11 protein-coding genes are annotated in these 12,853 nt (G+C 67.8%); 6 read left to right on the forward strand and 5 right to left on the reverse strand.

The annotated features are described in order from the left end of the window. Positions 1 to 18: 18 nt before the first annotated feature. Complete coding sequence (gene gabD / locus ACNQQL_RS25885; protein ID WP_347066660.1) at positions 19 to 1,488, reverse strand: NADP-dependent succinate-semialdehyde dehydrogenase; 1,470 nt, start codon at positions 1,486 to 1,488, stop codon at positions 19 to 21. An 85-nt stretch (positions 1,489 to 1,573) separates the two neighbouring features. Then, positions 1,574 to 2,857, reverse strand: coding sequence for a 4-aminobutyrate--2-oxoglutarate transaminase (locus ACNQQL_RS25890; protein ID WP_105391109.1), 1,284 nt, complete (start codon positions 2,855 to 2,857; stop codon positions 1,574 to 1,576). Positions 2,858 to 2,983: 126 nt separating this feature from the next. Here ACNQQL_RS25890 and ACNQQL_RS25895 point away from each other — a divergent pair, with 126 nt between their 5' ends. Next, complete coding sequence (locus ACNQQL_RS25895; RefSeq protein ID WP_072444541.1) at positions 2,984 to 4,492, forward strand: PLP-dependent aminotransferase family protein; 1,509 nt, start codon at positions 2,984 to 2,986, stop codon at positions 4,490 to 4,492. Positions 4,493 to 4,609: 117 nt separating this feature from the next. Here ACNQQL_RS25895 and ACNQQL_RS25900 read toward each other — a convergent pair whose 3' ends face one another. After that, positions 4,610 to 5,446 (reverse strand): DMT family transporter, encoded by an 837-nt coding sequence (locus ACNQQL_RS25900; RefSeq protein ID WP_175960094.1) that lies wholly within the window; start codon positions 5,444 to 5,446, stop codon positions 4,610 to 4,612. A 105-nt stretch (positions 5,447 to 5,551) separates the two neighbouring features. Here ACNQQL_RS25900 and selD point away from each other — a divergent pair, with 105 nt between their 5' ends. From selD to ACNQQL_RS25915, 3 genes are all read left to right on the forward strand, one after another. Beyond that, positions 5,552 to 6,616, forward strand: a complete 1,065-nt coding sequence (gene selD, locus ACNQQL_RS25905) for a selenide, water dikinase SelD (protein WP_083534240.1) — start codon at positions 5,552 to 5,554, stop codon at positions 6,614 to 6,616. 70 nt (positions 6,617 to 6,686) lie between these two features. Further along, positions 6,687 to 7,277 carry a LysE family translocator gene (locus tag ACNQQL_RS25910; RefSeq protein WP_347066665.1) on the forward strand — a complete coding sequence of 197 codons (591 nt, stop codon included), beginning with the start codon at positions 6,687 to 6,689 and terminating at the stop codon, positions 7,275 to 7,277. A 289-nt stretch (positions 7,278 to 7,566) separates the two neighbouring features. Then, positions 7,567 to 8,646, forward strand: a complete 1,080-nt coding sequence (locus ACNQQL_RS25915; RefSeq protein WP_034181744.1) for a purine-nucleoside phosphorylase — start codon at positions 7,567 to 7,569, stop codon at positions 8,644 to 8,646. Positions 8,647 to 8,864: 218 nt separating this feature from the next. Here ACNQQL_RS25915 and ACNQQL_RS25920 read toward each other — a convergent pair whose 3' ends face one another. Further along, positions 8,865 to 9,158: a DUF4148 domain-containing protein gene (locus ACNQQL_RS25920; protein ID WP_072444545.1), complete on the reverse strand. Its 294-nt coding sequence runs from the start codon at positions 9,156 to 9,158 to the stop codon at positions 8,865 to 8,867. Positions 9,159 to 9,522: 364 nt separating this feature from the next. Then, positions 9,523 to 10,527, reverse strand: coding sequence for a putative multidrug efflux transcriptional regulator CeoR (ceoR, locus tag ACNQQL_RS25925; protein ID WP_072444546.1), 1,005 nt, complete (start codon positions 10,525 to 10,527; stop codon positions 9,523 to 9,525). A gap of 174 nt (positions 10,528 to 10,701) precedes the next feature. Between ceoR and ACNQQL_RS25930 the strand changes: the two genes are divergently transcribed. Further along, complete coding sequence (locus tag ACNQQL_RS25930) at positions 10,702 to 11,562, forward strand: alpha/beta hydrolase (protein WP_027781544.1); 861 nt, start codon at positions 10,702 to 10,704, stop codon at positions 11,560 to 11,562. Between the two features lie 32 nt (positions 11,563 to 11,594). Then, entirely contained in the window at positions 11,595 to 12,812 is a 1,218-nt protein-coding gene (gene ceoA, locus ACNQQL_RS25935; RefSeq protein WP_347066669.1) for a multidrug efflux RND transporter periplasmic adaptor subunit CeoA, read from the forward strand. Positions 12,813 to 12,853 lie beyond the last annotated feature (41 nt).

Below are 12,853 nucleotides of genomic sequence, written 5' to 3' on the forward strand. Positions count from 1 at the left end.
GCGACAGGCCCTGAACCGTCACACGGCGAGGCAGAGGTACTTGATCACGACGTAGTCGTCGATGCCGTAGTGCGAGCCTTCGCGGCCGAGGCCCGACTGCTTGACGCCGCCGAACGGCGCGACTTCGTTCGAGATCAGGCCCGTGTTCACGCCGACCATCCCGTATTCGAGCGCTTCGGCGACCTTCCACACGCGGCCGATGTCGCGGCTGTAGAAATACGCGGCCAGACCGAACTCGGTGTCGTTCGCGAGGCGGATCACCTCGTCGTCGCTGCCGAACTTGAACAGCGGCGCGAGCGGCCCGAACGTCTCTTCCTTCGCGACCTTCATCGCCGGCGTGACACCCGTCAGCACGGTCGGCTCGAAGAAGCCGTGGCCGAGCGCGTGGCGCTTGCCGCCCGTCACGACGGTCGCGCCCTTCGCGAGCGCGTCCTCGATGTGTGCTTCGACCTTCAGCACGGCCGCTTCGTTGATCAGCGGGCCTTGCGTGACGCCCGGCTCGGTGCCGCGACCGACCTTCAGCTGGCCGACTGCCGCTGCGAGCTTCTGCGCGAACTGGTCGTACACGGCTTCATGCACGTAGAAGCGGTTCGTGCACACGCAGGTCTGGCCGCTGTTGCGGTATTTCGATGCGATCGCGCCCTGCACGGCCGCATCGAGATCGGCGTCGTCGAACACGACGAACGGCGCGTTGCCGCCGAGCTCCAGCGATACCTTCTTGACCGTCGCCGCGCATTGCGCCATCAGCAGGCGGCCGACCGGCGTCGAGCCGGTGAACGACAGCTTGCGCACGATCGGGTTCGACGTCAGTTCGCCGCCGATCGCCTTCGGGTCGCCCGTGACGACACTGAACACGCCGGCCGGCACGCCCGCGCGCTCGGCCAGCACGGCCATCGCGAGCGCGGAGAACGGCGTGGCCTCGGCCGGCTTCACGACGATCGGGCAGCCTGCGGCGAGCGCCGGGCCGACCTTGCGCGTGATCATCGCCGCCGGGAAGTTCCACGGCGTGATCGCCGCGCACACGCCGATCGCTTCCTTCGTCACGACGATGCGCTTGTCGCTCGCCGGCGTCGGGATCGTGTCGCCGTACACGCGCTTGCCTTCTTCCGCGAACCATTCGAGGAACGACGCCGCGTAGCCGATCTCGCCCTTCGCTTCGGCCAGCGACTTGCCCTGCTCGGTCGTCAGGATCAGCGCGAGGTCGTCGGCGTTTTCCATCATCAGGCCGTGCCACTTGCGCAGGACGACCGCGCGTTCCTTCGCGGTCTTCTTGCGCCACGCCGGCCATGCGGCGTTCGCGGCGTCGATCGCGTGACGCGTCTCGGCCGCGCCCATCGCCGGCACGGTGCCGAGCAGGCCGCCCGTCGCCGGGTTGCGGACTTCGAACGTCTCGCCGTTCGATGCGTTTTGCCATTCGCCGTTGACGTACGCCTGCTGGCGGAACAGCGACGGATCTTTCAGTGCCAGGGTTTCCTGAACCGTGCTCATGTGTATGTAGCCTGCGTTGAAGAGGAAGGACGAAACGGCCGCCGCCGTCCTGACGACGGCGGCGGCACATTCAGTTGACGGGAACTCAGGCCGGCACGCCGACCGTTTCCTTCAGCACTTCCTCGAGGATCACGAGCGCTTCGTCGAACACGGCCTGCGGGATCGTCAGCGGGAACAGGAAGCGCACGACGTTCGAGTACACGCCGCACACGAGCAGCAGCAGGCCGCGCTCGAGCGCACGCGCCTGCACGCGCTTCGTGAATTCCGCGTCCGGCTCGCCCGAGCCCGGCTTCAGGAACTCGACCGCGACCATCGCGCCCGGGCCGCGCACGTCGGCGATCTGCGGCACGTCGGCCTGCAGCGCGTTCAGCTTCGCCTTCAGCACGTCGCCGAGTTGCGTGGCGCGTTCGCACAGCTTCTCTTCGTCGATGATCTCGAGCACCGCGTGCGCCGACGCGACCGCCAGCGGGTTGCCCGCGTACGTGCCGCCGAGGCCGCCGGGCGCTGCCGCGTCCATCACGTCGGCACGGCCGACGACGCCCGACAGCGGCATGCCGCCCGCGAGGCTCTTCGCCATCGTGATCAGGTCGGCCAGCACGTCGTAGTGCTGCATCGCGAACAGCTTGCCGGTACGCGCGAAGCCGGTCTGGACTTCGTCGGCGATCAGCAGAATGCCGTGTTCGTTACAGATCTTGCGCAGCGCGCGCACGAATTCGGCCGGCGCCGGGTTGAAGCCGCCTTCGCCCTGGACCGGTTCGAAGATGATTGCGGCGACGCGCTTCGGATCGATGTCGGCCTTGAACAGCATCTCGATCGCCTTGATCGAGTCGGCCGTCGTCACGCCGTGCAGCGCGGTCGGGTACGGTGCGTGGAACACGTCGCCCGGGAACGGGCCGAAGTTCAGCTTGTACGGGGCGACCTTGCCGGTCAGCGCCATGCCCATCATCGTGCGGCCGTGGAAGCCGCCCGAGAACGCGATGACGCCCGGACGGCCGGTGGCGGCGCGCGCGATCTTGATCGCGTTCTCGACGGCTTCGGCGCCGGTCGTGAAGAACGCGGTCTTCTTCGGGAAGTCGCCCGGCGCGCGTGCGTTGATCTTCTCGGCCAGCTCGACGTACGACGCGTACGGGACGATCTGATAAGCGGTGTGCGTGAAGCTGTTCAGCTGATCCGAGATCGCCTTGACGATCTTCGGGTGGCGGTGGCCCGTGTTCAGCACCGCGATGCCGGCGGCGAAATCGATGAAGCGGCGGCCTTCGACATCCCACAGTTCCGCGTTCTCGGCGCGGGCTGCGTAGAAATCGCACATCACGCCGACGCCGCGCGGGGTAGCGGCGTTCTTGCGGGCCTGCAGGTCGGCATTCTTCACGGTCATCTCCTTGATGTTCTTTCCGGTGAGTAGAAAATCGGGCGCGTTGACAGCCCATGGAGGCGACTATAATCACATTTGGCTCTGGCAATCAGAGCCATTTCAATAAATATTCAGGAGCCAATCATGCGCGCGAGCGTGTTGTCGGACTGGCTGGCGCAGCGCCTCGTGCGCGGCGGCGAACAGCCGATCTACCGGCAGCTTCACCGGTTGCTGCAACAGGCGATCCTGTCGCGCGAACTGCCGGCCGGCACGCGCGTGCCGTCGTCGCGGCTGCTGGCCGCCGAGCTCGGGATCGCGCGCAACACGGTCACGCAGGTTTACGAACAGCTTGCGCTCGAAGGTTATGTGAACTCGGCGACGGGCCGCGGCACGTTCGTCGCCGACAGCGCGCCGGACGAGATCGTCGGTGCGCCGCCCGACGCGGCGGCCGGCCCGGCCGTCGTGGTGCCGTCCGCGCGGCGGCTGTCCGCACGCGGCACGCGGCTGGTCGAAGGGGCCGGCGTGTCGAAGCGCCAGGGCGGCGCGTTTATGCCGGGCGTGCCCGATGTGTCGCGATTTCCGGCGCGCGTGTGGACGCGGCTGCACAACAAGTACTGGCGGCGCCTGCGCCCCGACCTGCTGACCTATGCGCCGGGCGGCGGGCTCGCGCTGCTGCGCGAGGCGCTGGCCGACTACCTGCGCACGTCGCGCTCGGTGCGCTGCACGCCCGAGCAGATCGTGATCACGACCGGCATCCACCAGTCGATCGACCTCGCGGTGCGGCTGCTGACCGACCCGGGCGACGCGATCTGGACCGAGGACCCGTGCTACTGGGGTGTGCGCAGCGTGCTGAACGTGTCGGGGCTGACCACGCGGCCGATCCCGGTCGACGACGAAGGCATCGCGCCGTCGGCCGCCGATCTCGCCGAACCGCCGAAGCTGATGCTCGTCACGCCGTCGCACCAGTATCCGCTCGGGATGGTGATGAGCCTCGCGCGGCGGCGGATGCTGCTCGAATATGCGCGCCAGCACGGCTGCTGGATCATCGAGGACGATTACGACAGCGAATTCCGCTACGGCAGCCGGCCGCTCGCGTCGCTGCAGGGCCTCGATACGGCCGGGCAGGTGATCTACGTCGGCAGTTTCGGCAAGACGCTGTTCCCCGGGCTGCGGGTCGGCTATCTGGTCGCGCCGGAGCCGCTCGCGGAAAGCTTCGCGACCGCGAGCGCCGAGCTGTATCGCGAAGGGCAGTTGCTGCAGCAGGCCGTGCTCGCCGAATTCATCGCGGAAGGGCATTTCGTGTCGCATATCCGCAAGATGCGCACGCTGTACGGGCAACGCCGCGAGGTGCTGCTCGATGCGGTCGCGCGCCGCTACGGCGACACGCTGCAGGCGCTCGGCAGCGACGCGGGGCTGCATCTCGTCACGCAATTGCCGGAAGGTGTCGACGATCGCGCGGTCGCGCAGGCCGCGCTCGAACGCAATATCGTCGTGCGGCCGCTGTCCGGCTATTACGCGGAACGCGGGCGCGCGGCGTCGGGGCTGCTGCTCGGCTATGCATGCGTGCCGGAGGACGAGATCGCGCCGGCATTCGCGACGCTCGCCGAGGCGATCGACGAGCGGGCGTTCGGCGGGGCGGCGGTGGCTGCTTGATGGTCGATGGTGTCGCTGCGTCGCGGAGCAGTGCGAGTCGATCGCCACCGTCTCCCCGCGGCGCGGATGGAACGTACGGGCGGGCGGTGGTGCGACGAAGGTCGTCGGCCCGCGCGCCTACAACCGGATCAGCGCCGCCCCCGCCACGACCAGCGCGCATGCGGCGAGCCGCTGCGCGCCGGGCCGTTCGCGCATCACGAACCAGCCGATCGCGACCGCGAAGATCGAGCTCGTTTCGCGCAGCGCCGACACGGTCGCGACCGGCAGGTGCCGGTACGCGAGGATCACGATCGCATACGCGGCGAGCGAGATCGTGCCGGCGATCGCACCCTGCTTGAGCGCGGTGCGCGAGCCGAGCACCGCGCGCGGGCCGCCGCGCACTGCGCAGACGAGCACGAGCTGCGGGACGCTCCACAGCAGGTACACCCACGCGATGTAGCCGAGCGCGCTGCCGGATACGCGCGAGCCGATCCCGTCGCAGATCGAATACGCGGCGATGAACACGCCCGTGAGCAGCGCATACGGCACGCCTTCCCCGGAGAACCTGAAGCCGCGGCGCAGCGCGAGCGACATGATGCCGAACGACACGAGCGCGATGCCGGCGAAGCCGAACGGCGTCGGCCGCTCGTGCAGCACCGCGAACGCGAGCACCGACACGAGCAGCGGCGACATCCCGCGCGCAATCGGATAGATCTGCCCGAACTCGCCGCTGCGATATGCGCGCGCAAGCGTGAAGCAGTACGCGACCTCGAGCGCGGCCGATGCGACGACATACGGCCAGGCGGCGGGCACCGGCGCGGGCAGCAGCGCGGCGCCGGCGATGCCGAACGCGAGATACGGCAGCGACATCGTGCCGAGCTGCACGAGCCTGTCCTCGCTGACGTGCAGGAACGCGTTCCAGATGGCGTGCAGCAGCGCGGAGCACAGCACGAGGCCGATGAACAGGTGATCCATGAATGAAGGGGCGGACGAAGGCGGGCGCCGACAATTATGTGGGTATCGGGCGCGCTCGCGCGGAATTGTCGATAATGGAGCGTTGTTATTCACCGGATGCCGACGATGACCGAAGCCACCCAAGCCCAGCCTGCCGTTCCGCGCCTCACGAGCCTGTCGCACGGGGGCGGTTGCGGCTGCAAGATCGCACCGGGCGTGCTGTCCGAACTGCTGAAGCGCGCGACGCCACCCGCGCTGTTCCCGGACCTGCTGGTCGGCACCGAGACGTCCGACGATGCGGCCGTGTACCGCCTGAACGACGAGCAGGCGATCGTCGCGACCACCGACTTCTTCATGCCGATCGTCGACGATCCGTTCGACTTCGGCCGCATCGCGGCGACCAACGCGCTGTCCGACGTCTACGCGATGGGCGGCAAGCCGATCCTCGCGCTCGCGCTGGTCGGGATGCCGATCAACGTGTTGCCGCACGAGACGATCGCGGCCGTGCTGCGCGGCGGCGAATCGGTGTGTGCGGACGCCGGCATTCCGGTCGCGGGCGGCCATTCGATCGATTCGGTCGAGCCGATCTACGGGCTCGCGGCGATCGGCGTCGTGCATCCGTCGCGCGTGAAGCGCAACGCGGCCGCGCGCGCGGGCGACGTGCTCGTACTCGGCAAGCCGCTCGGCGTCGGCGTGCTGTCTGCCGCGCTGAAGAAGAACCAGCTCGACGCCGCGGGCTACGCGCAGATGGTCGCGACGACCACCAAGCTGAACCGGCCGGGTGCCGAGCTTGCCGCGCTGCCGGGCGTGCACGCGCTGACCGACGTCACGGGCTTCGGGCTGCTCGGCCATACGCTCGAACTGGCGCGCGGCGCGCATCTCACCGCGCGTGTGCACTACGCATCGCTGCCGTGGCTCACGGGTGTCGAGGCGTTCGTCGCCGACGGCGTGTTCACCGGCGCATCGGGCCGCAACTGGGCCGCGTACGGCACCGACGTGCGGCTCGCCGACGGCCTGCCGCCCGTCGCGCAGGCGCTGCTGACCGATCCGCAGACGTCGGGCGGCCTGCTCGTCGCGTGCGCGCCCGAGGCCGTCGACGAAGTCCTCGCGTGCTTCCGCGCCGACGGCTTCGACCGCGCGGCCGTGATCGGCGAGATGGTGGACGGGGCGGCGCGGGTCGAGGTAGCTTGATCACCGTTCTTCCTGCGGATATTTTGCTTCCGCTGGAATCGATGCCTTTCGTTGACGGCGTCGAGGATCGGTGAGCGATTTCCTGTTCGGGCTGACGATCGCGCTGTCGGTCGGGCCTGTCGCGCTGATGATTGCGAACTACGGGATGCGCGCCGGCACCGCGAGCGGCGTGCGCGCGGCAGTCGGTGTCGCGACGGCCGACGGCTGCTATGCGATCGTCGCGTTCACGATTGGCGCGATGCTCGCGGGCACGCTCGCGTCGCACCTGTTGCTGTTCCGTGTGGTCGGTGCGCTCGTGTTGCTCGCGATGGGCACATGGATGCTGTGGCAGGCGCTGCGAGACGGGCGCCGCACGCTCGACGGCGATGTCCTGACGCCGGGCAATCGCCCGTTCACGTCGATGTTCTTCGTCACGCTCGCGAATCCGCTGACCATCCTGCTGTTCTATGGCTATGCGACGGCTGCCGCCGGTGCGCATCGGCACTGGCTTTTCGGCGCCGCATGCGTGTTTGCCGGCAGCCTCGCGGGGCAACTCGTGTTCGCATTCGGCGGCAGTGCGATCGGGCGCTTCGTGAAGTCGCCGGGGTGGCTCGCGGCGAGCCATGTGGTTGCCGCGCTGGTCGTGCTCGGTTATGGCGTCGCGGGGCTCGTGCGCGTGTAGCGGTTCGGGAGCCGGCCGAAGGCGACGTCGACTTCGACGGGTGCGATGCTCAGCGATATGCCGGCGGCATGCGTTCCTGCCAACCGGATAGCATTCCTGATGGTTGTCGTGCACGGCGACGGTGGGAAACCAACGGCGCACGTCGCCATTGCGCAACACGCACACCGTTGCACGAAACACGGCTGGCCGTTTCGTAGCCGGGTTCCGCATCGCGCGGGCCCGTTCTATACTCCTTCGCGCAGTCTCCGAGAGCCGTTCTCACCCAACATCATCGAAACAAGGGACGCCGATGCTGACTCGCTCCATTCTTTCCGCCGCCGCATTCTCGCTCGCGGCCTGTGCGACTGCGCCGTCGATTGCACAGGACAACCAGGGCAACAACGCGGGCAACACTGCATTTGCCGAGACCGGTGCACAGGGCCGCCCGGTCAAGGTCATGATCATCACGATGTTCGGTCCGGAGGGCCAAGCCTGGCTCGACCGGATCGGCCCGTGGCGCGACATCGCCGTGCCGGGCTTGTCGCCCGACTATCCGGCCGTCCACTGCAACAAGCAGGACGTGTGCGTGGTGACGACCGGCATGGGCTATGCGAACGCGTCGGCGACGATCATGGCGCTCACGTTCTCGCAGCGCTTCGATCTGCGCCGCACGTATTTCCTGATCTCCGGCATCGCGGGCGTCGATCCCGCGCAAGGCACGGTCGGGTCCGCCGCGTGGTCGAAGTACCTCGTCGATTTCAGCCTGCAATGGGAACTCGATGCACGGGAGATTCCGTCCGGCTGGAACACGGGCTTTCTCGGCATCAACACGAAGAGCCCGAACGACAAGCCGCCGCTCGACTACCGCACCGAAGTGTTCCAGCTCAATCCGCAACTGACCGACGCCGCGTACGCGCTGTCGCGCAACGTCGTGCTCGCCGACAGCGCGCAGGCGCAGGCCGCGCGCGCGAAGTTCACGTATGCGCCGGCGAACCGGCCGCCGACGGTGATCCAGTGCGACACGTCATCGGGCAACACGTGGTTCTCGGGCACGCTGATCGGCGAGCGCGCGCGCCAGTGGACGAAGATCCTGACGGACGGCAAGGGCACTTACTGCATGACCGCGCAGGAAGACAACGCGACGTACGAAGCGCTCAAGCGCGCGGCGAGCGTGAAGCGGGTCGACCTGTCGCGCGTCGCGGTGCTGCGCACGGGGTCCGATTTCGACCGGCCGTATGCGGGGCAGACGAGCGCCGACAACTTGCTGAACTACGCGGACCAGGGCGGCTTCGCGCCAGCGACCGAAAACCTGTACCGCGCGGGCAATCCGCTCGTGCAGGACATCGTGACGCACTGGGGCGAATGGCGCGACGGCGTGCCGCGCCGGTAACGAGCAGACGTGGCCGGACGATGACTCAGCCGGCGGTCAATGCGAGTGCGGGGCCGAACGGAACGGCGTCCAGACCGGCGTGGTGTCGTCCCAGTGATCGAGCGGCGAAGGAAGTTGGTCGTTCATCATGTGCTCCTGCAACTAACTGACTCAGCGAGTCGTCGATGGGTGTTTCGCGACGCCGCGCACGGGGTGACCCGCTGCGCGGCGTCGCGCGTTTACCGGCCTCCGCCGGCGAGCTGGTTGCTTTCCGGCATCGAGCGATACGGGCCCTGTGCGAGTTCGAGCCCTTGCGGATACGAAGTCGCCTTGCGCAGGTACGCGAGCGTGCCGTCGCGGCGCGCCTGCTCGACTTCCGCGCTTACTTCGGCGCGCGTGCGCGGGCCGTTGTGCTGCGAGTACCACGACGTGTTGCCGTAGTCGCCGGCGTGCGGCGTGCCCGAATCGGCGAAGGCCGGGGCGGACACGGCGAGTGCGAGGGCCAGGGCGGAGAGAAGGTGGCGGCGGTTCATGGCGTAACTCCTGTCGGTCCCATCAAGCGGGATCTGTTCGATGCGCAACGAGGTGCGCGACAGGGTTTACTCTAGGTATCTGTTCGGTCGCGATAAATGCGGCAGACGCGAATTGATTTGTCGTTGCAAAGGAACAATCGTCATCCGCACGGCCTGCAGGGTTATGCGGAAATCGCCGGCAGCCCCATGCAGCGGGGCTCACACGGATGCGGCGACGACGCGCGACGACGCACGTGGACGATTGCCGCGCTCGGCACAAAGGATTGCTGCGGATTCGGGAAAGATGGCGGGCACCGCGCGGGAACGCGGCGCGAAGGCGGGACAGCACGCGGGCCTCGCAGCCCGCGCGCGTTGGTTCAGACGATTACGCGACCCACTCGTTGATGACCGGCGTGTCGAGCGCCGGCGCGCGTTCGGCTTCCTCGAACGTACGCTTGCTGCACGTCGCGTCGAGGCTGCCCTTGCCGCTCAGCAGCGGGCAGCGGTCGAACACTTCGGCGATCCAGTCGACGAACACGCGCACTTTCGGCGACAGATGGCGGCTGTGCGGATACACGACAGAGATCGGCATCGGCAGCGGCTTGATGCCGGGCAGCACTTCCTTGAGCCGGCCTTCGCGCAGGTGCGGCAGCACCATGAAGAGCGGCGGCTGGATCAGCCCGAAGCCTTCGATCCCGCAGGTCACGTACGCATCCGCGTCGTTCACCGACACGATGCTTTCCATCTTGATCTCGGTTTCCTTGCCGTCGATCAGGAACGACCAGTCGATCGTGCGGCCCGTGCGGCTCGAGAAATAGTTGACGGCCTTGTGCTGGCTCAGGTCCTCGATCGTCTTCGGCTCGCCGAAGTGCTCGAGATACGCGGGCGCGGCGACCGTCACGCCTTCGAACAGGCCGACCCGGCGCGCGACGAGCGACGAGTCCTGCAGCGCGCCGACGCGGATCACGCAGTCGACGCCTTCCTGCAGCAGGTCGACCGGGCGGTCGGACAGGCCGAGCTGCAGGTCGATGTCCGGATAGCGCGTGTGGAATTCGCACAGCGACGGAATCACGAGCAGCCGCCCGATCGAACCCGGCATGTCAATACGCAACTTTCCGTGCGGCTTCCGGTTGTTGGCCTGGAAGCTCGCTTCGGTTTCCTCGACGTCCGCGAGGATCCGCACGCATCTTTCGTAGTACGCGGCGCCGTCCGGCGTCAGCGACAGCCGGCGCGTGGTCCGGTGCATCAGCCGCACGCCGAGGAACGCTTCGAGATTCTGGATGATCGTCGTGACGGACGCCCGCGGCAAGCCGAGCGTTTCTGCCGCCTTGGTGAAGCTGCTTGTATCGACGACGCGAGTAAACACCTGCATGGCCTGAAGCCGGTCCATCACAACCTCCGCAATCTAATTTGCCGCCGGAACAAGAAGGCTGCGCTACCTCGTGGGTGAACGCAGCCTCGGATTGTTCGGGGTCGTTGAATTGTGTTGCCGGATTATAGGCATTTATCCCAATGTCTGCCGGACCCAGAATTCGTTCCATCTCGAAATGGACGCTGCATCGTCATGGACGCTTCTGAATTCAGCAAATTCCTGAAAGCCGCGCTGCCCGCTCAAGCCTTGGCGGGAGCGGCGCTGACGGTTGCCGAAGTGGAAATTCCCGGCTACGCGCAGGACATCGTGCTGCGCCTCTACCGCCGCCCGGACAAGACCGGGCTGCCAGTAGTGCTTTATTTCCACGGCGGCGGTTTCGTCCGCGGTTCGCTCGAAGACGCCGATTTCGCCGCGCGTTTTTTAGCAGAACGCTTACCAGCTCTCGTAGTGTCGGTCGATTATTCGCTCGCACCGGCCTTTCCTTTTCCGGCCGCGCCGGAGGATGCGTATCGCGCGGCCGTGTGGGCCGCGACGCGTGCCCGCGCGTTCGGCGGCAATCCGAAGAAGATCGGTGTCGCGGGCCACGACGCGGGCGGGCAACTCGCGAACTGTCTGGCATTCATCGCACGCGACCGCGGCGAAGTGTCGATCGCCGCGCAGGCGCTGTTCGGGCCGATGCTCGACCCGAGCATGACGCGCATCGGCGACGCCGAGCGTCTCGCGTCGGACATCACCGCGCGCGAATGCGCGGCCTGTTATCGCGCGTATCTGCCGCAGGCCGCGCAGCGCATGCACCCGTACGCGGCGCCGATCGAATCGGTGCGCCTCGCGGGGTTGCCGCCGACGCTCGTCGTCACCGCGCAGAACGACGTGCTGCACGTCGAAGCTGAGAAATATGCGGGCTGCCTGATTTCGTCGGGCGTGCTCACGCAGGTGATCCGCTATCCGGACATCACGCACGCCGCGCTCGCGACGCACGAAGCCGCATTCGAGGAAGCCGTGCGCTTCTTCCAGTGCCGCTTCCAGGCGCGCCAGCCGAACCGTTCCGAATAACCAGAACCAATCCACGTTTATTGGAGATCCACATGGCCATCCTACGCACCTCCCGTTCCCGAATCGCGACAGCGGCGATCGTGACGCTCGCCGTCGTCGGCCTCGGAACGTTCGGCGCAATGCGCGTGAACGCGAACGCGCCCGAAAAAGCAGCCGCGCCGCTGCCCGAAGTCGACGTCGCGACCGTCGTGCCGCAGACCGTGACCGACTGGCAAGGTTATTCGGGCCGCCTCGAAGCGATCGAGAAGGTCGACGTACGCCCGCAGGTGTCGGGCACGATCGTCGCGGTGAATTTCAAGGACGGCGCGCTCGTGAAGAAGGGCGACGTGCTGTTCGTGATCGACCCGCGCCCGTACCAGGCCGAAGTCGACCGCGCGGCCGCGCAGCTCGCGGCTGCCCAGGCCCGCAACGGCTATGCGCAGACCGACTGGCAGCGCGCGCAGCGGCTGATCGGCGACAACGCGATCGCGAAGCGCGATTACGACGAGAAGCAGAACGCGGCCCGCGAGGCGGCGGCGAACGTGAAGGCGGCCGATGCCGCGCTGGAAACGGCGCGCATCAACCTCGGCTATACGCGGATCACCGCGCCGGTGTCGGGCCGCGTGTCGCGCGCGGAGATCACGGTCGGCAACGTCGTGTCGGCCGGTGCGTCGGCCGCGCCGCTGACGACGCTCGTGTCGGTGTCGCCGATCTATGCGGCGTTCGATGCGGACGAACAGACCTACCTGCAATACATCAACGGCGCGCGCGACGGCCGCAAGGTGCCGGTCGAGCTCGGCCTCGCGAACGAAGCCGGCTACTCGCGCAGCGGCGTGATCGATTCGGTCGACAACCGGCTCGACACGTCGTCGGGCACGATCCGCGTGCGCGCGCGCTTCGACAATGCCGACGGCGCGCTCGTCCCGGGCCTCTACGCGCGCGTGAAGGTGGGCGGCAGCGCGCCGCACCAGGCGCTGCTGGTCGACGACGCGGCGATCAACACCGACCAGGACAAGAAGTTCGTGTTCGTCGTCGACCAGCAGGGCCGCGTGTCGTACCGCGAAGTGCAGCAGGGGATGCAGCACGGCAACCGGCGCGTGATCGTGAGCGGGCTTTCCGCGGGCGACCGCGTGATCGTGAACGGCACGCAGCGCGTGCGGCCCGGCGAGCAGGTGAAGCCGCACATGGTCCCGATGACGGGCGGCGATGCGCCGTCCGCGCCGCTCGCGAGCACCGCGAAGCCGGCCGCACCGGCGAAGGCGGATTCGTAAGCGGCACGCCGCTTCGCATCCGCGTTCAACCAGACAGAGCC

The sequence above is a fragment of the Burkholderia sp. LFS061 genome (assembly GCF_047978125.1).
Lineage (GTDB): Bacteria > Pseudomonadota > Gammaproteobacteria > Burkholderiales > Burkholderiaceae > Burkholderia > Burkholderia pyrrocinia_C.

Coding starts and splice junctions, on each gene's coding strand:
- ACNQQL_RS25900 (WP_175960094.1), bottom strand. CDS start 5,446: ATGGATCACCTGTTCATCGGCCTCGTGCTGTGCTCCGCGCTGCTGCAC.
- ceoA (WP_347066669.1), top strand. CDS start 11,595: ATGGCCATCCTACGCACCTCCCGTTCCCGAATCGCGACAGCGGCGATC.
- ACNQQL_RS25915 (WP_034181744.1), top strand. CDS start 7,567: ATGCTGACTCGCTCCATTCTTTCCGCCGCCGCATTCTCGCTCGCGGCC.
- ceoR (WP_072444546.1), bottom strand. CDS start 10,527: ATGGACCGGCTTCAGGCCATGCAGGTGTTTACTCGCGTCGTCGATACA.
- ACNQQL_RS25895 (WP_072444541.1), top strand. CDS start 2,984: ATGCGCGCGAGCGTGTTGTCGGACTGGCTGGCGCAGCGCCTCGTGCGC.
- selD (WP_083534240.1), top strand. CDS start 5,552: ATGACCGAAGCCACCCAAGCCCAGCCTGCCGTTCCGCGCCTCACGAGC.
- gabD (WP_347066660.1), bottom strand. CDS start 1,488: ATGAGCACGGTTCAGGAAACCCTGGCACTGAAAGATCCGTCGCTGTTC.
- ACNQQL_RS25930 (WP_027781544.1), top strand. CDS start 10,702: ATGGACGCTTCTGAATTCAGCAAATTCCTGAAAGCCGCGCTGCCCGCT.
- ACNQQL_RS25920 (WP_072444545.1), bottom strand. CDS start 9,158: ATGAACCGCCGCCACCTTCTCTCCGCCCTGGCCCTCGCACTCGCCGTG.